Source organism: Burkholderia sp. lig30, from assembly GCF_000687455.2.
Taxonomy (GTDB): domain Bacteria; phylum Pseudomonadota; class Gammaproteobacteria; order Burkholderiales; family Burkholderiaceae; genus Burkholderia.
The window spans coordinates 1-17,534 of the sequence record NZ_JGVW01000080.1 but is presented as its reverse complement, the minus strand read 5'-3'; the positions used below and the strand labels follow the sequence as shown (position 1 = coordinate 17,534).

Below are 17,534 nucleotides of genomic sequence, written 5' to 3'. Positions count from 1 at the left end.
TAAACCCGCGCTACGCGGGTTTTTTTGTGCCCACCTGCTTCGCGCAGGCGTAGCGTCTCTGAAAGGCACTATATTGAAAACTGGTCTGGTTCCGGAAAAATGGGGATGCCATGGGCACACGCAAGCACCGCACCGCAGGGAAGGGGTTCCTGATTGCTGGTTTGCTGTACGTTTCCGTCGCCCACGCGCAGCTTGGCGGCCTTCTCAATCAAGGTGGAGCCGGCGGATCATCTGGCGGGCTGAGCGGCTTGGGCGGGTTGGGCAACGGACTCTCGTTGCACTCGCTGTCATCCAGCAGTAGCGGAAACGTAGCGGGAATTCTGGAATTTTGCATCAAGAACAACTATCTGGGCGGCGGCGCATCGTCGGTCAAGGATTCCCTGATGAGCAAGCTGCCGGGCGGTTCGTCTTCGTCCGACAGGGGCTACGCCGATGGCGCCAAGGGGATCCTGAATACGGGCAATGGCAATCAGTTGAATCTGAGCGGCGGCGGCCTGAAAGAGCAGATGACGAAACAGGTGTGCGACAAGATTCTCGCGCAAGGCAAGTCGATGTTGTGAGCATCGGATGCGCCGGTATGTAACCGGTCCGAAGATCGGCGCGCCAGGGGGTTCCAGTCTTTCCTTTGCGTCGGTAATGTGATTTCAAATGTCCTTGTGTTGGACATGATCATATGTGATTGGTTAGGAATTCGAAAAATATGCGTCGACGATAATGGATGGAGTGGGTGTCGCTGTCGTGCGCAAGGCGGGATCCGCGGCCCTCCGGCGCGCTGTCGCGAACGTGACGCTGCGCAAAATTGGACGAGCAACGATATTGCCGCCCTTGAGCGTCTCGTATCTTTTGCTGGTCGAGCGAATCACGGACATCGTCGTCGGACGGGGCAGGCGTGCGGCTCTGAGCTGCAAGGCATGAATGTGCTCGATTGATTGCCTCTGCCTGATACCCGTGCGGGACGTACGTCGATGTGCCGATTTCAGGAAAGGAAAAACGACTATGCGCGAATTGACGGGTATCGAAGCACGGAACGTATCGGGCGGCTGGGCGACTTCGCTCGATGATGCGGCACGCGGTGCCATTATCGGCGGCATTACGGGCGGTGTTCTCGCGATAGCGCTCGGCGGCAAGCTGGGCGGCGCTGGCGGATTCGGCTTTGGCGCGCTTGCACAGCTCGTCGGCTATGCTGTGACGCCCCTCATTGGTACCGTGTGGGGCGTTATCGCCGGCACGCTCGTGGGCGGCGACGAAACGCTGGCCTGGGCCAAGGACGCGTGGAACAACACCCTGCCGCAGATTGCCCTCAAGTAAGTAACCGGTTCGTCGTACGATGTCGTGCCGCTTGGCGGCGCGGCATCGCCACGAACCTTGTCGCGCGCGCTGGTGCGGCTTACTCCGCCTTCCAGTCCCCCGACTTCCCGCCGTGTTTCTCCATCACCTTCACGTCGGTGATGGTCATCCCGCGATCCACCGCCTTGCACATGTCGTAGACCGTCAGCAGCCCGACCTGCACCGCGGTCAGCGCTTCCATCTCCACCCCGGTGCGGCCGAACGTCTCCACCTGCGCGGTGCAACGCACGCCCGGCAGCGTATCGTCGAGCTCGAAATCCACCGCCACGCGGGTCAACGCGAGCGGATGGCACAGCGGGATCAGGTCGGCGGTCCGCTTCGCGCCCTGAATCGCCGCGATCCGCGCGACGCCGAGCACGTCGCCTTTTTTTGCGCGGCCGTCGCGGATCAGCTCGAACGTGGCCGGCAGCATCCGGATCGTGCCGCGCGCCACGGCGATGCGCTGCGTTTCCTGCTTGCCGCCGACGTCGACCATGTGCGCGTGGCCGGCGGCGTCGAAATGGGTCAGTCCAGACATGTCTTGCTCCTGTCGATCGACGACGGCGCGTCAGCGCCTGGTTCGATCCAATGCAAAGCTTCAGAGGGCGCCTATCATAGCAGCGGCCCCCGTGCGGTACAGCCGGGCGTGATGCCGCGCATCGCGATCGACCTCTCGACCCCATTACAATGACCACGATATTCATACCAATCGCCGCCGGGCGCGCGACGCGCGCGAAACGGCATCGTGATCATCCTGCCATGCGTGTCAAACAGTTGCTTGCTGCGTCGTTGTCGGTTGCGCTCGCGCTGCCGCCCGACGGTTTCGCGCAACGCGCGGGCGCAGCGCCGCTCGAGGCGGCGCCTGCGATCGAATCGCCGTCGATCTCGACGGTGCCGCCCGGGATCGCCGCCGACGTGTTCGGAACCTACGGCGGCGCCGAAAGCCGCCTGTCAGGCGGGGACGGCGCGTCGAATGCCGCCGCGAGCCTGCGCGCGCCGCTCAAGGCGCTGCAGCTGCCGGACCTGGGCGATGGGTCCGGTGGCACGCTGACGCCGCAGGCCGAGCGCAAGGTCGGCGAGCGGGTGATGCGCGAAGTGCGGCGCGATCCCGACTATCTCGACGACTGGCTGGTGCGCGACTACCTGAACGCGATCGCGGCGCGGCTCGCGGCCGCCGCCGCCGCGCGCTACATCGGCGGCTACACGCCCGATTTCGACCTGTTCGCGGTGCGCGATCCGCAGATCAATGCGTTCTCGATGCCGGGCGGCTTCATCGGCGTCAACAGCGGGCTCGTCGTCACGACGCAGACGGAATCCGAGCTGGCGTCGGTCCTCGGCCACGAGATGGGCCACGTGCTGCAGCGCCACATCGCGCGGATGATCACGGCGAACGAGCGGGGCGGCTACACCGCGCTCGCGACGATGCTCCTCGGCGTGCTGGCCGGCGTGGTGGCGAGAAGCGGCGATCTGGGCAGCGCGATCGTGATGGGCGGGCAGGCGTTCGCGGTCGACAATCAGCTGCGTTTTTCCCGGTCGGCGGAACGCGAGGCGGATCGCGTCGGCTTCCAGCTGCTCGCGGGCGCGGGCTACGACCCGTACGGGATGCCGGGCTTTTTCGAGCGGCTCGAGCGCGCGTCGACGGGCGACGCCGGCGTGCCCGCCTACGCGCGCACCCATCCGCTGACGGGCGAGCGGATCGCAGACATGGAGGATCGCGCGCGGCGCGCGCCGTACCGGCAGCCGCGGCAGTCGGCGGAGTACGGCTTCGTGCGCGCGCGGCTGCGCATCCTGCAGAACCGCGCGTCGACCGACATCGCGGCCGAGGCGCGCCGCATGCGCCTGGAGATCGAGGAGCACACCGCCGCGAACGTCGCGGCAAACTGGTACGGCGTCGCGCTGGCGAACACGCTCGCCGGGCAGTACGACCCCGCGAGCCAGGCGCTCGCGTCCGCGCGTCGCGCGTTCGACGCGACCGCGCACCGCGACGACGATCCGTCGGGCAGCTCGCCGAGTCTCGACGTGCTGGCGGCAGACATCGCGCGCCGTGCCGGGCAGGCCGACGACGCGGTGCGGCTCGCGGCGCTCGCACGCCGACGCTGGCCGGCGTCGCATGCGGCGATCGTCGCGAATCTGCAGGCGTTGCTCGCGGCGCGGCGCTTCGCCGACGCGCAGGCGCTCGCGCGCACGCAGGCGCAGGCCGATCCGGAACAGCCGGACTGGTGGGATTACCTTGCGAAGGCGAGCGATGGCAAGGGCGACGTGCTCGCGCGGCGCCGCGCGCTGGCGGAAAAGCTCGCGCTCGACGGCGCATGGCCGTCGGCGATCCGCCAGCTGAAGGAGGCGCGCGACGCGAAGGACGTGACGTTCTACGAGCAGTCGATGATCGACGCGCGCCTGCGTGAATTCGAGGCGCGCTACAAGGAGGAGCGCGACGACGACAAGAACGGCCGTAGCTGACGCCGCGTCAGTGCGCGCCGGGCTGCGCGGCCCTGGTCCGCTCGGCCGGACTCGCGACGAAGCCGAAGCGCGCGGGCACGTCCGCGCATGCGATCGTGTCGAGCGGCAGCCCGGCGCCGGCGGGCCAGCGCAGCAGCGGCGGCGTCGCGTCGAGATCGGCGTGATCGGCGAACAGGCCGAGATCGTGGTCGTGCAGCGCGGCGACGCGCGGCGGGGTGCTCGTATCGACGAACAGCACGCCGCCCGCATCGTCGAGCCAGGCTTGCGCGGGCTCAAACGCACGGCCGGTCTGGTCGGTCAGCGCCAGCCTGCCGTCCTGCTCGGCGAGCCGCACGATCCACGGCGTGTAGGCGAGCTCCACGTAGACGCGCTGCGGGCCGTTCTGGAAATACCACTGCCCGTGCTCGTCACATGCGTAGTTGCGGGCGATGAAGCCGATCAGCGCGGCGTGGCGGATCGGCGAGCCGAGCGAGCCGGCCGCCTGCGCGGCGTCGTCCCGCGTGCGCCAGTCGCCGCGCCGGTCGAGCAGCAGCCAGCCGGTGCAGTGCGGCACGTTCGGCCATTTGGAGAGGGCTTGTCTGACGATGTCATCCATGGTCGACGAATCGGGAACAATAGCCGAACACCCGCACCGACAACCAGTCGAGCCGGCCGGGGAACGGCCCGGTCATGAATCCCGCATGGCCGCCGTGCTCGGGCTGGTCGAGCTCGACGGCGGGTGACACGTCCCTCGGGCCGGGCAGGGCCGACGCGGGCAGGAACGGGTCGTTGCGGGCATTGAGGATCAGCGTCGGCACGTCGATCGCGGGCAGCAGCGGGCGCGTCGTCGCTTGCGTCCAGTAGTCGTTCGCGTCGGCGAAGCCGTGCAGCGGCGCGGTGACGACGTCGTCGAAGTCGTGCATCGTCACGGCCGCGAGCATCGCGTCGCGGTCGAACAGCCCGGGATACTGGTCGAGCTTGGCGAGCGCCTTGCGCTTCAGGGTTTTCAGGAAGCTGCGCGTGTAGACCCGCGCGAAGCCTTGCGACAGCGCGTGGCCGCCCGCGTGGACGTCGAGCGGCGTCGAGATCGCGGCGGCGGCGTGCACGATCGACGTGTCGCTGCGATGCTCGCCGAGCCAGCGCAGCAGCACGTTGCCGCCGAGCGAGACGCCGGCGACGACGAGCGGCCCGCGGTGTTGCGCGGCAAGGCGGTTGAGAATCCAGTCGACCTCGGCACTGTCGGCCAGATGGTAGAAGCGCGGCTGGCGGTTCATCTCGCCGCTGCAGCTCCGGAAGTGCGGGACGACGCCGTGCCAGCCCTTCGCGCGCGCCTCGGCCAGCAGCGCCAGCGCGTAATGCGAGCCGGAGCTGCCTTCGAGGCCGTGGAATAGCACGAACAGCGGCGCATCGGGCGGCGGCGCGGCGCTATCGAGATGCGCGAGCCAGTCGAGGTCGATGAAGTCGTGGTCGGGCGTTTCCCATCGCTCGCGCCGATACGCGACTGCCGGCCGTCGCGCGAACAGCGCGGGCACGATGGTTTGCGCGTGGCTGCTCGGCAGCCAGCGCGGCGCGCGATAGCGCTGCGCGTCGTCCGGGTCGTTCGCTCCGGAAAGCGGTGTGGGCGGAGAAGCCGTACTCATGATCGCCCCGCGTATTCTTCAATGCAGCGGGCCTTGCCCGTGGCGGATCTTGGCGGCGAACTGCCCGGCCGCCTGTTCGGGAATCGGGCTCGCATGGATGTGCGCGATGCGCCATTCGCCCCGCTCGTGAATCATCACGTAGGTGGCGAACACCATGTCGGGCTCGGCAGTCAGGTCGCCTTGCTGATGCGCTTCGGCAATCGTGTAGACGACGGTGCCGAGACTGTCGTACACGCGAATGTCGAGCGGCTCGATCGTCACGTGCTGCGTGGACAGCCGTGCGCCGAAGCCGCTGCGAATCTGCTCGAGGCCGTGCAGATGCGCGCCGTCCGCCCAGATGCAGCTGGCGAAATCCTCGTCGATCCACAGGGCCATCAGGGCGTCGAGGTTGGCGTCCGCGATGGCCTGGTAGTAAGCGTTGAGCGTATCGGCGGCGGCTTCGAAGAGGCGGGCAAAACGTGGCATCGGGTTTATCTCTCGCGCGCGTCGCGCGCCGTTTCAGGACGGCGGCCGCAAGGCCGCCGCATACCGGTGAATCGGATTGCCCGGCGCGCGCGCCGCAGCGCGCTGGCCGTGACCGGTCAGCGCTGCCCGACGAGCATGCCGCGCAAATCGCCGAATACCTGCTCCGGGCCGAGTTCGCGCAGGCACTTCAGATGGCCGAGCGGGCACTCGCGTTCGAAGCAGGGACTGCATTCGAGATGCAGCCATTGTACCTTTGCCAGCTCCGACAGCGGTGGGGTGTGGCGCGGATCCGTCGAGCCGTACAACGCGACGAGCGGCCGGCGCAGCGCCGCGGCGACGTGCATCAGCCCGGAATCGTTGGTGACGACCGCGTTCGCGCGCGCGATCAGCGCGCACGCTTCCGACAGCGATGTCTGCCCGCACAGGTTGTGCACGTTGGGCGCGTCGTTGGCGATCGCCTGCGCGGCGGCGGCGTCCTTTGGCGAGCCGAGCGCGATGATCTGCGTGTACGGGAACGACTGGTGGACGATCTTCGCGAGCGACGCGAAGTGCTCGGGCGGCCAGCGCTTCGCCGGACCGTATTCGGCGCCCGGGCAGAACACGACGAGCGGCTTGCGCGTATCGAGATTGAAACGCGCGGACACGCGCGCCGTTTCGTTCAGGTCGGATTCGAGGCGCGGCGGCGGCAAGGTCTTCATCGACTCCGGCAGCTTCGCGCCGGGCGCGTACGCGAGCGCCGCGTAGTGGCCGGTCATCGGCGGCCGCTCGCCGTGCGCCTTGCGCGGGTTCGCGTGCCGCACGTTCAACAGGCCGTAGCGGTGCTCGCCGGTGTAGCCGATGCGCAGCGGAATGCCCGCGAGCCACGGGATCAGTGCGGACTTCAGCGAGTTCGGCAGCACGTACGCGGCATCGTAGCCGTTGTCGCGCAGGTCGCTCGCGAGCTGCCAGCGGCGCAGCATCTGCAGCTTGCCGTGGGCGAGGTCGGTCGCGTAGACATCGTGGATCTCCGGCATTCGCTCGAGCACCGGCGCGACCCAGGCGGGCGCGACGGCATCGATCGCGATGCGCGGATGCAGTTTCTTCAGCAGCGCAAAGAGCGGCTGCGCCATCAATGCGTCACCGATCCAGTTCGGTGCGATAACCAACGCTCGACGCATCAGGTCGATTTCCGATGTCGTAATGAATCACGGCGCGGGCGCCGCGTTCGGGTTGCCATGAAGAGGAAAGGGCGGCGCGCCGGAGCCCCGGCTGCGCCGCCGCGTGAGGCGGACGGGCCGTCCGGGCTCAGTGGCCCTTGACGGTTTCGCCGTCGCGCAGCTTGTAGCGCGTGCCGCAGTACGGGCAGCGCGCCTCGCCGTGCGTGACGTCGATGAACACGCGCGGATGCGCGCTCCAGCGCGTCATCGCCGGGTTCGGGCAGTAGGCGGGCAGATCCTTGGCCGATAGTTCGACCAGCGGCATTTCCTTGATTTCACTCATGGGGCGTTCTCGTTTTCAAGCAATGTGGGGACATTCGAGCGCAGCGCGCACTCAGATCTTCGTCAGCCAGTGCGCGTACTTCGCGTTCTTGCCCGACACGATATCGAAAAACGCCGATTGCAGCTTTTCCGTGACGGGGCCGCGCGCGCCGCTGCCGATCGTGCGGTTGTCCAGTTCGCGGATCGGCGTGACTTCGGCTGCCGTGCCGGTGAAGAACGCCTCGTCGGCGGTGTAGACCTCGTCGCGGGTGATGCGCTTTTCGATCACTTCGATGCCGAGATCCTTCGCGAGCGTGATGATCGTGTCGCGGGTGATGCCGTCGAGGCACGACGCGAGATCCGGCGTGTACAGCTTGCCGCGGTTCACGAGGAAGAAGTTCTCGCCCGAGCCTTCCGACACGTAGCCGTCGACGTCGAGCAGCAGCGCCTCGTCGTAGCCGTCGGCGGTCGCTTCCTGGTTCGCGAGGATCGAGTTCACGTACCAGCCCGACGCCTTCGCGCGCACCATCGACACGTTGACGTGGTGGCGCGTGAACGACGACGTCTTCACGCGGATGCCCTTCGCGAGGCCTTCCTCGCCGAGGTACGCGCCCCACGGCCAGGCGGCGATGGCGACGTGGATCGTGTTGCCCTTCGCCGACACGCCGAGCTTTTCCGAGCCGACCCAGATGATCGGGCGCAGGTAGCACGACTCGAGCGTGTTCTCGCGCACGACGTCGCGCTGCGCGGATTCGAGCGTTTCCTGGTCGAACGGCACGTCCATCTGGAAGATCTTCGCGGAATTGAGCAGGCGCTTCGTGTGCTCCTTCAGGCGGAAGATCGCCGTGCTGCCGTCGGCCGTCTTGTATGCGCGCACGCCTTCGAAGACGCCCATGCCGTAATGCAGCGTGTGGGTCAGGACGTGGATCTTGGCATCGCGCCAGTCGATCAGCTTGCCGTCCATCCAGATCTTGCCGTCGCGGTCGGCCATTGACATAGGTATCTCCTAACGGGGGCGGTTGTGTGCAGCGTTGAGCAGGAAAGACGGTTATTTTAGCGTCTTTTGCCGGCGGGACGGTCGGCGCCCGCGGGGGCGGGGCTATAATCGGCCGACACCTATTCGAACCAGGACGGGCCGCGCGGGCGTCGCTTGCCGGCGCACCGCCGATCTGCGCCCGCCAGGCGCTTTCCCCATGCTCGCTCGACTGTCCGCCACCGACCGATTCGCGTTGCTCCAGGGCGCGCGCGACTATTCGCCGACGCTGATGGCAATCGTCTCCTGGGGCCTCGTCACCGGCATCGCAATGAGCAAGTCGGTGATGACGCTCGGGCAGGCCACCGCGATGTCGCTGCTCGTCTACGCGGGTTCGTCGCAGCTCGCGGTGCTGCCGCTCCTTGCCGCCAAGCTGCCGATCTGGACCGTGCTCCTGACGGCCACGATGGTCAACCTGCGCTTCGTGATCTTCAGCGCCGGGCTCGCCCCCCATTTTTCGTACTTGCCGCTGTGGCGGCGGCTCGCAATCGGCTATTTCAACGGCGACGTGATCTACCTGCTGTTCCAGAAGCAGGGCTTCGCGAACGGCTACGTGCCGGGCAAGGAGGCGTACTTCTGGGGCATGGCGGCCGCGAGCTGGGCGTCGTGGCAGGCCTCGTCGATCGCCGGCATCCTGCTCGCGAGCTTCTTTCCCGCGCGCTGGGGGCTCGAGCTGGCGGGCACGCTCGCGCTGATTCCGATCATGGTGTCGTCGGTCGCGAACCGCTCGACGCTGGCCGCGGTGGCGGTCGCGGGCGTGGTGTCGCTGGTCGCGTTCGACCTACCTTACCGGCTCGCGCTGCCGCTCGCGGTGCTGGCGGCGCTCGCGGCCGGCTGCAGTGCCGATTTCTTCGTCGAGCAGGCCGACTGGCGGCGTATCCGCACCAAAACCTTGCGTTCCGAGGAGACTGAATGAGCGCCGCGCAGATCTGGCTCGTCATCATCGGCATGACGCTCGTCACCGCGCTCACCCGCGCGTTCTTCCTGATCGGCGGCGAGCGCACCGTGCTGCCCCAGCGCGTGCAGCGCGCGCTGCGCTACGCGCCCGCGGCGGCGCTCGCGGCCGTCGTGCTGCCCGACGTGCTCGAAACCCCGGAAGGGATTTCGCTCGGGCTCGGCAATCCCCACTTCTACGCGGCCCTGGCCGGCTTCGGCTGGTTCCTGTGGCGGCGCACCATGCTCGGCACGATCGTCGCCGGCATGCTGGTGTTCACCGCACTGCGCCTGATCGGCTGACCGGCCGGCGTGCTGTCGGCGTCCTGCGCGGCGCGCGGCGCGTGTCCCGGGCGGGTGGAATTCGCCGACGCACGGGTCAGTCGGCCGGACGGATCGGCTAAAATGGCCGCGTCCAGATATTTCCGGTGCGCGTCATGCGGATCGCGCGAGCCGCGGCCGCATCCGGCGCCCTCAGGCGGCAGCCCGCGCACGTCGTATCCAACCGTTTTCTCCATCCACTACTTCATTTTCTCCATGAGCCAAGTCAAGCGTCTTACCGACCTGATCGCCGCCGGCCAGCTCGCCGGCAAGCGCGTGTTCATCCGCGCGGATCTGAACGTCCCGCAGGACGATCACGGCAACATCACCGAGGACACCCGCGTGCGTGCGTCGGTGCCGGCCATCCAGGCCGCGCTCGACGCCGGCGCCGCGGTGATGGTGACGTCCCACCTGGGCCGCCCGACGGAAGGCGAGTTCAAGCCCGAGGATTCGCTCGCGCCGGTCGCGAAGCGCCTCGCCGAGCTGCTCGGCCGTGACGTGCCGCTCGTCGCGAACTGGGTCGAGAACGGCGTGTCCGTCGCGCCGGGCCAGGTCGTGCTGCTCGAGAACTGCCGCGTCAACAAGGGCGAGAAGAAGAACTCGGACGAGCTCGCGCAGAAGATGGCGCAGCTGTGCGACGTCTACGTGAACGACGCGTTCGGCACCGCGCACCGCGCGGAGGCGACGACCCACGGCATCGCGAAGTACGCGCCGGTGGCCTGCGCGGGCCCGCTGCTCGCGGCCGAGCTCGACGCGCTCGGCAAGGCGCTCGGCAACCCGAAGCGCCCGCTCGTCGCGATCGTCGCCGGCTCGAAGGTGTCGACCAAGCTGACGATCCTGAAGTCGCTCGCCGAGAAGGTCGACCAACTGATCGTCGGTGGCGGCATCGCGAACACGTTCATGCTGGCGGCCGGCCTGTCGATCGGCAAGTCGCTCGCGGAAGCCGACCTCGTCGACGAGGCGAAGGCGATCATCGACGAAGCGCGCAAGCGCGGCGCGTCGGTGCCGATCCCGAGCGACGTCGTGACCGCGAAGGAATTCTCGCCGACGGCAGCCGCGACGGTGAAGAAGGTCGCTGACATCGAAGCGGACGACATGATCCTCGACATCGGGCCGGAGACGGCCAAGGCGCTCGCGAGCCAGCTCGAGAAGGCCGGCACGGTCGTCTGGAACGGCCCGGTCGGCGTGTTCGAGTTCGACCAGTTCGGCAACGGCACGAAGACGCTGGCCGACGCGATCGCCCATTCGTCCGCGTTCTCGATCGCGGGCGGCGGCGATACGCTCGCGGCGATTGCGAAGTACGGCATCCACGACCAGGTCAGCTATATCTCCACGGGCGGCGGCGCGTTCCTCGAGTTCCTCGAAGGGAAGAAACTGCCGGCAGTGGAAGTGCTCGAAACGCGGGCAGCCTGAGCATGGCGGCGCGCGGGGTGTCCTGCCGGTCACCCCGCGGCGGTCCGCCCAGCGCATCCCCCTGACTCAGACGAGGAGTTTCATGCATCGCGCCACCAAGATAGTCGCGACGATCGGCCCGGCGTCCAGTTCGCCGGAGGTTCTGCTGCAGATGATGCAGGCGGGCCTCGACGTCGTGCGGCTCAATTTTTCGCATGGCACCGCCGACGATCACCGCCAGCGTGCCGAGATGGTGCGCGAGGCCGCGCGCAGGATCGGCCGGGAGATCGCGATCATGGCGGACCTGCAGGGTCCGAAGATCCGCGTCGGGAAGTTCGAGAACGGCAAGACCATGCTGAGCCCGGGCCAGTCGTTCATCCTCGATGCGGCCTGCGAACTGGGCAACGACGAGCGGGTCGGCCTCGACTACAAGGATCTGCCCCGCGACCTGAAGCCGGGCGACCTGCTGCTGCTGAACGACGGCCTGATCGTGCTGACGGTCGAGCGCGTGCAGGGCGACGAGATCCACACGACCGTCAAGGTGGGCGGCGAGCTGTCGAACAACAAGGGCATCAACCGGCAGGGCGGCGGGCTGTCCGCGCCCGCGCTGACCGCGAAGGACATGGAGGACATCCGCACGGCGATGTCGCTCGGCGCCGACCTGGTCGCGGTGTCGTTCCCGAAGAACGCGACGGACATGGAAATGGCGCGCCAGCTCGCGAACATCGCGGGCGCGCCGTTCGGCATCAAGCCGAAAATGATCGCGAAGATCGAGCGGGCCGAGGCGATCCCGGCGCTGCAGGGCATCCTCGACGCGTCCGACGGCATCATGGTCGCGCGCGGCGACCTGGCCGTCGAAGTGGGCAACGCGGCGGTGCCGGCGCTGCAGAAACGCATGATCCGCATGGCGCGCGAATCGAACAAGCTCGTGATCACCGCGACCCAGATGATGGAGTCGATGATCCACGCGCCGGTGCCGACCCGCGCCGAGGTGTCGGACGTCGCGAACGCGGTGCTCGACGGCACCGACGCGGTGATGCTGTCGGCCGAGACCGCGGCGGGCAAGTACCCGGTCGAGACGATCGAGGCGATGGCGGCCGTCTGCGTGGAGGCCGAGAAATCCGAGCACATCGAGCTGGACAAGGATTTTCTCGATCGCACGTTCACCCGGATCGACCAGTCGATCGCGATGGGCGCGCTGTTTACCGCGTACCACCTCGGCGCGAAGGCGATCGTCGCGCTGACCGAGTCGGGCGCGACCGCGCTGTGGATGTCGCGCCACTACACCCACGTTCCGATTTTCGCGCTGACGCAGCGCGTCGGCAGCGAGCGCGCGATGGCGCTGTTCCGCAACGTCACGCCGCTGCACGGCGACTTCAACGCCGATCGCGATATTGCACTGCAGCAGGCGATCGACCTGGTCGTGAAGCGCGGCTACGTCGCGCACGGCGACATGGTGGTGCTGACCGTCGGCGAGCCGATGGGGCAGGCGGGCGGCACCAACACGCTGAAGATCGTGCGGGTCGGCGAACATTATTGAGCCGGCACGCAAGGGCCGCGAGGGCGCGTATGCCCGGCGCGGCTTTTTTGCATTGCAACGGCCGGCCGAACGTAACAAATTGCGAGCCGGGCCGCCATTTGGCCGGATTCCGGGCGCTTCGCGATAAAATGCGGCTATTCGACGCTCAGCCGCGCCCGTTCCCCCCGACGGTCAAGTCGGGTCGGATCGCGCCGGCATTCAGGACGCACCGGTTTTCATTCCAAGGAGTACCACAATGCCCATCGTATCAATGCGCCAACTGCTGGACCACGCGGCAGAGAACGGCTACGGTCTGCCGGCCTTCAACGTGAACAACCTGGAGCAGGTCCAGGCGATCATGGCGGCGGCGGACCAGGTCGGTGCGCCCGTGATCATGCAGGCATCGGCAGGCGCGCGTAAATATGCTGGCGAGCCGTTCCTGCGCCACCTGATCGAAGCGGCGGTCGAGTCGTATCCGCACATCCCGGTCGTGATGCACCAGGATCACGGCCAGTCGCCCGCCGTCTGCATGGCGGCGATCCGCAGCGGCTTCACCAGCGTGATGATGGACGGCTCGCTCGAGGCGGACGGCAAGACGGTTGCGTCGTACGAGTACAACGTCGACGTGTCGCGCAAGGTCGTCGAGATGGCGCACGCGATCGGCGTGACGGTCGAGGCCGAGCTGGGCGTGCTGGGCTCGCTCGAGACGATGAAGGGCGACAAGGAAGACGGCCACGGCGCCGACGGCACGATGACCCGCGAGCAGCTGCTGACCGATCCGGAGCAGGCCGCCGACTTCGTCAAGCTCACGCAGTGCGATGCGCTCGCGATCGCGATCGGCACGTCGCATGGCGCGTACAAGTTCTCGAAGAAGCCGACGGGCGACATCCTGTCGATCCAGCGCATCAAGGAAATCCACGCGCGCATCCCGAACACGCACCTCGTGATGCACGGCTCGTCGTCGGTGCCGCAGGAACTGCTCGCGGAGATCCGCCAGTTCGGCGGCGACATGAAGGAAACCTACGGCGTGCCGGTCGAGGAAATCCAGGAAGGCATCAAGCACGGCGTTCGCAAGGTCAACATCGACACCGACCTGCGCCTCGCGATCACCGGCGCGATCCGCCGCTACCTGTTCGAGAACCCGGGCAAGTTCGATCCGCGCGACTACCTGAAGCCGGCGCGCGAAGCCGCGAAGCAGATCTGCGTCGACCGCTACCTCGCGTTCGGCTGCGAAGGCCAGGCGTCGAAGATCAAGCCGGTCGCGCTCGACAAGATGGCCGAGAAGTACAAGGCCGGCGATCTCGCGCAGGTCGTGCGCTGAGTCTGTAGTACGATCGGCCGGCCGGCAGGTCCGGCCGACGGGCCTGGCTGGTGCCGCCCGGGCCGCGAAGCCCTCCGGCGCACCGAAGTGTTGCAAGGCCGCCGTTCCCGCCTGCTGACGGGGAACGGCGTTTCCCTTTTTGTTTGGCTCTTTATCTGCGAAAAGACGATGTCTACCCTTTACGAATCCACGCTCCGCTCGCTGCCGCTCCTCGGCCGTGGCAAGGTCCGCGACAACTACGCGGTCGGCAACGACAAGCTCCTGATCGTCACGACCGACCGTCTGTCGGCGTTCGACGTGATCATGGGCGAGCCGATTCCGAACAAGGGCCGCGTGCTGAACCAGATGGCGAATTTCTGGTTCGACAAGCTGTCGCACATCGTCCCGAACCACCTGACGGGCGACGCGCCGGAATCGGTCGTCGCGGCCGACGAGGTCGAGCAGGTCAAGGGCCGCGCGGTGGTCGTCAAGCGTCTCGAGCCGATCCTGATCGAAGCCGTCGTGCGCGGCTACCTGGCCGGCAGCGGCTGGAAGGAATACCAGGCGACGGGCGCCGTGTGCGGCGTCAAGCTGCCGGAAGGCCTGCAGAACGCGCAGAAGCTGCCGGAGCCGATCTTCACGCCCGCCGCGAAGGCCGAGATGGGCGAGCACGACGAGAACATCACGTTCGAGGAAACCGAGCGCCGCATCGGCACCGAGCTGGCCGCGACGATCCGCGACATCTCGATCAAGCTGTACAAGGAAGCGGCCGACTACGCGGCGACGCGCGGCATCATCATCGCCGATACCAAGTTCGAGTTCGGCCTCGACAACCACGGCAAGCTGTATCTGATGGACGAAGCGCTGACGGCCGACTCGTCGCGCTTCTGGCCGGCCGACCAGTACCAGGTCGGCACGAACCCGCCGTCGTTCGACAAGCAGTTCGTGCGCGACTGGCTCGAGGCGCAGCCGTGGGGCAAGACGGCGCCGGCGCCGAAGCTGCCCGACGACGTGGTCGCGAAGACGGGCGAGAAGTACGAGGAAGCGCTCGAGCGCATCACCGGCCAGCCGCTCGCCTGAGCATCGAAGACAGAGAAAAACGATGAGTGAAGTCCAGACCGCCCACACGCACAGTGCGCCGCTCGTCGGCGTGCTGATGGGCTCGAGTTCCGATTGGGACGTGATGAAGCATGCCGTGGCGATCCTGCAGGAATTCGACGTGCCGTACGAGGCGAAAGTCGTGTCCGCGCACCGGATGCCCGACGAGATGTTCGACTACGCGGAGAAGGCGCGCGAGCGCGGCTTGCGCGCGATCATCGCGGGCGCGGGCGGCGCGGCGCACCTGCCGGGCATGCTCGCCGCGAAGACGACGGTGCCGGTGCTCGGCGTGCCGGTCGCGAGCAAGTACCTGAAGGGCGTCGATTCGCTGCACTCGATCGTGCAGATGCCGAAGGGCGTGCCGGTCGCGACGTTCGCGATCGGCGAGGCCGGCGCGGCGAACGCGGCGCTGTTCGCCGTGTCGCTGCTGTCCGGCACGTCGATCGACTACGCGAACCGCCTCGCGGCGTTCCGCGTGCGCCAGAACGAAGCCGCGCACGCGATGGTGCTGCCGCCGCTGTAAACGGGCCGGGCCGTCGAACCCGGATTTGTCCTCACTGCGGCGGGCGCGTGGCCCGCCGCGACCGACCACTGACATGACCGCAACTCCTGCATCCAACTCCCCGATCCTGCCCGGCGCCTGGCTGGGCATGGTCGGCGGCGGCCAGCTCGGCCGCATGTTCTGCTTCGCCGCGCAATCGATGGGCTATCGCGTCGCCGTGCTCGATCCCGATCCGACGAGCCCTGCCGGCACGGTGGCCGACCGCCACCTGCGCGCGGCGTACGACGACGAAGCCGCGCTCGCCGAACTGGCCGGGCTGTGCGATGCGGTCTCGACCGAATTCGAGAACGTCCCGGCCGCGAGCCTCGATTTCCTCGCGCGCACGACGTTCGTCGCACCGGCCGGCCGCTGCGTGTCGGTCGCGCAGGACCGGATCGCTGAGAAGCGCTTCATCGAGGCGTCCGGCGTGCCGGTCGCGCCGCACGTGGTGATCGAGTCGGCGGCGGCGCTTGCCGCGCTCGACGACGCCGCGCTCGACGCGGTGCTGCCCGGCATCCTGAAGACCGCGCGCCTCGGCTACGACGGCAAGGGGCAGGTGCGGGTCGCGACCGCGCAGGAAGCGCGCGACGCGCACGCGGCACTCGGCGGCGTACCCTGCGTGCTCGAAAAGCGCCTGCCGCTCGCATATGAAGTGTCCGCGCTGATCGCGCGTGGCGCCGACGGCCAGTGCGCGGTGTTCCCGCTCGCGCAGAACACGCACCACGGCGGCATCCTGTCGCTGACGGTCGTGCCGGCACCCGCGGCCGACGACGCGCTCGTCGGAAACGCGCAGCAGGCGGCGATGCGGATCGCCGCGACGCTCGAATACGTCGGCGTGCTGTGCGTGGAATTCTTCGTGCTCGAAGACGGCTCGCTCGTCGCCAACGAGATGGCCCCGCGCCCGCACAATTCCGGCCACTACACGGTCGACGCATGCGCGACGAGCCAGTTCGAGCAGCAGGTGCGCGCGATGACGCGCATGCCGCTCGGCGACCCGCGCCAGCATTCGTCCGCCGCGATGCTCAACATCCTCGGCGACGTCTGGTTCGCGAACGGCGACGCGCAGGCTCCCGTCACGCCGCCGTGGGACGAGGTCGCGGCGATGCCTGCCGCGCGCCTGCACCTGTACGGCAAGGAAGAGGCGCGGGTCGGCCGCAAGATGGGCCACGTGAACTTCACGGCGGCCACGCTCGACGAAGCCGTCGACGCGGCCACCGCGTGCGCGCGCCTGTTGCGCGTGCCGCTCGACTGAGACGATTGCCGATGTCCACCGATCTTCCGAAAGCCGTGACGCCCGAACAGATCGACGCCGCCGCCGCGCTGCTCGATGCGGGGCAGCTCGTCGCGTTTCCGACCGAGACGGTCTACGGGCTCGGCGGCGATGCGGCCGATCCCGACGCCGTCGCCCGCATCTACGCGGCGAAGGGCCGGCCGGCGAATCATCCGGTGATCGTCCACCTGCCGCCGGGCGGCGATCCGGGCTATTGGGTCGACAGCCTGCCGGACGACGCGAGGAAGCTGATCGACGCGTTCTGGCCCGGCCCGCTGACGCTGATCCTGAAGCGCGCCGCGCACATTCCCGATGCGGTGAGCGGCGGGCAGGACACGGTGGCGCTGCGCTGCCCGTCGCACCCGGTCGCGCAGGCGCTGCTCGCCGCGTTCAGCGCGCGGCGCGGCGGACACGGCGGGGTCGCGGCGCCGTCCGCGAACCGCTTCGGCCACGTGAGCCCGACGACGGCGCAGCACGTGCGCGACGAATTCGGCGACACGGTGCACGTGCTCGATGGCGGGCCGTCGGAGGTCGGCATCGAATCGACGATTCTCGATCTGTCGCGCGGCTTTCCGGCGCTGTTGCGCCCGGGGCACGTGACGCCCCAGCAGATCGCCGACGTGCTCGGCCGCGCGCCGCGCCTGCCCGACGGCAGCGACGCGACCGCGCCGCGCGCATCGGGCACGATGAAGGCGCATTACGCGCCGCGCACGCCGCTCGTGCTGCTGCCGTTCGACGCGCTCGAGCCGCTGCTCGCGGCCGCGGATGCGGCGGGCGAGCGGGTCGCGCTCGTCGCCCGCGCG

Annotated in this window: 19 protein-coding genes; 12 read left to right on the top strand and 7 right to left on the bottom strand. The window is 68.2% G+C overall.

Annotated elements, in window-relative coordinates:
- Window positions 1-110 precede the first annotated feature (110 nt).
- Both LIG30_RS13555 and LIG30_RS13550 read left to right on the top strand, forming a co-directional pair.
- Window positions 111-560, top strand: coding sequence for a DUF2501 domain-containing protein (locus LIG30_RS13555; protein ID WP_038712998.1), 450 nt, complete (start codon window positions 111-113; stop codon window positions 558-560).
- A 436-nt stretch (window positions 561-996) separates the two neighbouring features.
- Window positions 997-1,308 carry a DUF5862 family protein gene (locus LIG30_RS13550; protein WP_051995021.1) on the top strand — a complete coding sequence of 104 codons (312 nt, stop codon included), beginning with the start codon at window positions 997-999 and terminating at the stop codon, window positions 1,306-1,308.
- A 79-nt stretch (window positions 1,309-1,387) separates the two neighbouring features.
- Here the strand turns inward: LIG30_RS13550 and moaC are convergent, their stop codons facing one another.
- Window positions 1,388-1,864 carry a cyclic pyranopterin monophosphate synthase MoaC gene (gene moaC, locus LIG30_RS13545; protein WP_038712996.1) on the bottom strand — a complete coding sequence of 159 codons (477 nt, stop codon included), beginning with the start codon at window positions 1,862-1,864 and terminating at the stop codon, window positions 1,388-1,390.
- 221 nt (window positions 1,865-2,085) lie between these two features.
- On the opposite strand from moaC, the gene LIG30_RS13540 reads away from it, so the two are divergent.
- Complete coding sequence (locus tag LIG30_RS13540) at window positions 2,086-3,783, top strand: M48 family metalloprotease (RefSeq protein ID WP_038712994.1); 1,698 nt, start codon at window positions 2,086-2,088, stop codon at window positions 3,781-3,783.
- 7 nt (window positions 3,784-3,790) lie between these two features.
- Here the strand turns inward: LIG30_RS13540 and LIG30_RS13535 are convergent, their stop codons facing one another.
- The 6 genes from LIG30_RS13535 to LIG30_RS13510 form a co-directional block, all read right to left on the bottom strand.
- Complete coding sequence (locus LIG30_RS13535) at window positions 3,791-4,378, bottom strand: DUF2946 family protein (RefSeq protein ID WP_038712993.1); 588 nt, start codon at window positions 4,376-4,378, stop codon at window positions 3,791-3,793.
- Window positions 4,371-5,402 carry a hydrolase gene (locus tag LIG30_RS13530; protein WP_038712990.1) on the bottom strand — a complete coding sequence of 344 codons (1,032 nt, stop codon included), beginning with the start codon at window positions 5,400-5,402 and terminating at the stop codon, window positions 4,371-4,373. Before LIG30_RS13530 ends, LIG30_RS13535 begins: the two co-directional genes overlap by 8 nt.
- A gap of 18 nt (window positions 5,403-5,420) precedes the next feature.
- Window positions 5,421-5,867 carry a nuclear transport factor 2 family protein gene (locus tag LIG30_RS13525; RefSeq protein ID WP_038712987.1) on the bottom strand — a complete coding sequence of 149 codons (447 nt, stop codon included), beginning with the start codon at window positions 5,865-5,867 and terminating at the stop codon, window positions 5,421-5,423.
- A 116-nt stretch (window positions 5,868-5,983) separates the two neighbouring features.
- Window positions 5,984-7,024: a lipopolysaccharide heptosyltransferase II gene (waaF, locus tag LIG30_RS13520; protein WP_038712985.1), complete on the bottom strand. Its 1,041-nt coding sequence runs from the start codon at window positions 7,022-7,024 to the stop codon at window positions 5,984-5,986.
- Between the two features lie 127 nt (window positions 7,025-7,151).
- Entirely contained in the window at window positions 7,152-7,346 is a 195-nt protein-coding gene (locus LIG30_RS13515) for a zinc-finger domain-containing protein (RefSeq protein ID WP_038712982.1), read from the bottom strand.
- Window positions 7,347-7,397: 51 nt separating this feature from the next.
- The gene (locus LIG30_RS13510; protein ID WP_038712980.1) at window positions 7,398-8,321 is read right to left on the bottom strand and encodes a branched-chain amino acid transaminase; all 924 of its coding nucleotides are present in this window, start codon (window positions 8,319-8,321) and stop codon (window positions 7,398-7,400) included.
- 196 nt (window positions 8,322-8,517) lie between these two features.
- On the opposite strand from LIG30_RS13510, the gene LIG30_RS13505 reads away from it, so the two are divergent.
- The 9 genes from LIG30_RS13505 to LIG30_RS13465 all read left to right on the top strand — a co-directional run.
- Window positions 8,518-9,273: an AzlC family ABC transporter permease gene (locus LIG30_RS13505; protein WP_038712978.1), complete on the top strand. Its 756-nt coding sequence runs from the start codon at window positions 8,518-8,520 to the stop codon at window positions 9,271-9,273.
- Window positions 9,270-9,593, top strand: coding sequence for an AzlD domain-containing protein (locus tag LIG30_RS13500; protein ID WP_038712977.1), 324 nt, complete (start codon window positions 9,270-9,272; stop codon window positions 9,591-9,593). The genes LIG30_RS13505 and LIG30_RS13500 overlap by 4 nt, the downstream gene beginning before the upstream one ends.
- Window positions 9,594-9,827: 234 nt before the next feature.
- Window positions 9,828-11,024 carry a phosphoglycerate kinase gene (locus LIG30_RS13495; protein WP_038712974.1) on the top strand — a complete coding sequence of 399 codons (1,197 nt, stop codon included), beginning with the start codon at window positions 9,828-9,830 and terminating at the stop codon, window positions 11,022-11,024.
- 82 nt (window positions 11,025-11,106) lie between these two features.
- The gene (gene pyk, locus LIG30_RS13490; protein ID WP_038712973.1) at window positions 11,107-12,543 is read left to right on the top strand and encodes a pyruvate kinase; all 1,437 of its coding nucleotides are present in this window, start codon (window positions 11,107-11,109) and stop codon (window positions 12,541-12,543) included.
- A gap of 235 nt (window positions 12,544-12,778) precedes the next feature.
- Window positions 12,779-13,843 carry a class II fructose-bisphosphate aldolase gene (fba, locus tag LIG30_RS13485; RefSeq protein WP_038712972.1) on the top strand — a complete coding sequence of 355 codons (1,065 nt, stop codon included), beginning with the start codon at window positions 12,779-12,781 and terminating at the stop codon, window positions 13,841-13,843.
- Window positions 13,844-14,011: 168 nt separating this feature from the next.
- On the top strand, window positions 14,012-14,902 hold the full coding sequence (locus tag LIG30_RS13480; RefSeq protein ID WP_038712970.1) for a phosphoribosylaminoimidazolesuccinocarboxamide synthase: 891 nt from the start codon (window positions 14,012-14,014) through the stop codon (window positions 14,900-14,902).
- A gap of 22 nt (window positions 14,903-14,924) precedes the next feature.
- On the top strand, window positions 14,925-15,443 hold the full coding sequence (gene purE, locus LIG30_RS13475) for a 5-(carboxyamino)imidazole ribonucleotide mutase (protein WP_038712968.1): 519 nt from the start codon (window positions 14,925-14,927) through the stop codon (window positions 15,441-15,443).
- Window positions 15,444-15,516: 73 nt separating this feature from the next.
- Window positions 15,517-16,713, top strand: a complete 1,197-nt coding sequence (locus tag LIG30_RS13470; protein ID WP_038712967.1) for a 5-(carboxyamino)imidazole ribonucleotide synthase — start codon at window positions 15,517-15,519, stop codon at window positions 16,711-16,713.
- A gap of 11 nt (window positions 16,714-16,724) precedes the next feature.
- On the top strand, window positions 16,725-17,534 hold an 810-nt coding region (locus tag LIG30_RS13465; protein WP_038712965.1), incomplete at its 3' end, for an L-threonylcarbamoyladenylate synthase.

Excerpts from the sequence above, each read along its gene's own strand:
- LIG30_RS13555 (WP_038712998.1), top strand. The coding sequence starts at position 111 with ATGGGCACACGCAAGCACCGCACCGCAGGGAAGGGGTTCCTGATTGCT.
- moaC (WP_038712996.1), bottom strand. The coding sequence starts at position 1,864 with ATGTCTGGACTGACCCATTTCGACGCCGCCGGCCACGCGCACATGGTC.
- LIG30_RS13515 (WP_038712982.1), bottom strand. The coding sequence starts at position 7,346 with ATGAGTGAAATCAAGGAAATGCCGCTGGTCGAACTATCGGCCAAGGAT.
- LIG30_RS13525 (WP_038712987.1), bottom strand. The coding sequence starts at position 5,867 with ATGCCACGTTTTGCCCGCCTCTTCGAAGCCGCCGCCGATACGCTCAAC.
- LIG30_RS13505 (WP_038712978.1), top strand. The coding sequence starts at position 8,518 with ATGCTCGCTCGACTGTCCGCCACCGACCGATTCGCGTTGCTCCAGGGC.
- LIG30_RS13500 (WP_038712977.1), top strand. The coding sequence starts at position 9,270 with ATGAGCGCCGCGCAGATCTGGCTCGTCATCATCGGCATGACGCTCGTC.
- LIG30_RS13530 (WP_038712990.1), bottom strand. The coding sequence starts at position 5,402 with ATGAGTACGGCTTCTCCGCCCACACCGCTTTCCGGAGCGAACGACCCG.
- pyk (WP_038712973.1), top strand. The coding sequence starts at position 11,107 with ATGCATCGCGCCACCAAGATAGTCGCGACGATCGGCCCGGCGTCCAGT.
- LIG30_RS13535 (WP_038712993.1), bottom strand. The coding sequence starts at position 4,378 with ATGGATGACATCGTCAGACAAGCCCTCTCCAAATGGCCGAACGTGCCG.
- fba (WP_038712972.1), top strand. The coding sequence starts at position 12,779 with ATGCCCATCGTATCAATGCGCCAACTGCTGGACCACGCGGCAGAGAAC.
- LIG30_RS13480 (WP_038712970.1), top strand. The coding sequence starts at position 14,012 with ATGTCTACCCTTTACGAATCCACGCTCCGCTCGCTGCCGCTCCTCGGC.
- LIG30_RS13510 (WP_038712980.1), bottom strand. The coding sequence starts at position 8,321 with ATGTCAATGGCCGACCGCGACGGCAAGATCTGGATGGACGGCAAGCTG.
- LIG30_RS13540 (WP_038712994.1), top strand. The coding sequence starts at position 2,086 with ATGCGTGTCAAACAGTTGCTTGCTGCGTCGTTGTCGGTTGCGCTCGCG.
- LIG30_RS13495 (WP_038712974.1), top strand. The coding sequence starts at position 9,828 with ATGAGCCAAGTCAAGCGTCTTACCGACCTGATCGCCGCCGGCCAGCTC.
- LIG30_RS13550 (WP_051995021.1), top strand. The coding sequence starts at position 997 with ATGCGCGAATTGACGGGTATCGAAGCACGGAACGTATCGGGCGGCTGG.
- waaF (WP_038712985.1), bottom strand. The coding sequence starts at position 7,024 with ATGCGTCGAGCGTTGGTTATCGCACCGAACTGGATCGGTGACGCATTG.
- LIG30_RS13470 (WP_038712967.1), top strand. The coding sequence starts at position 15,517 with ATGACCGCAACTCCTGCATCCAACTCCCCGATCCTGCCCGGCGCCTGG.
- purE (WP_038712968.1), top strand. The coding sequence starts at position 14,925 with ATGAGTGAAGTCCAGACCGCCCACACGCACAGTGCGCCGCTCGTCGGC.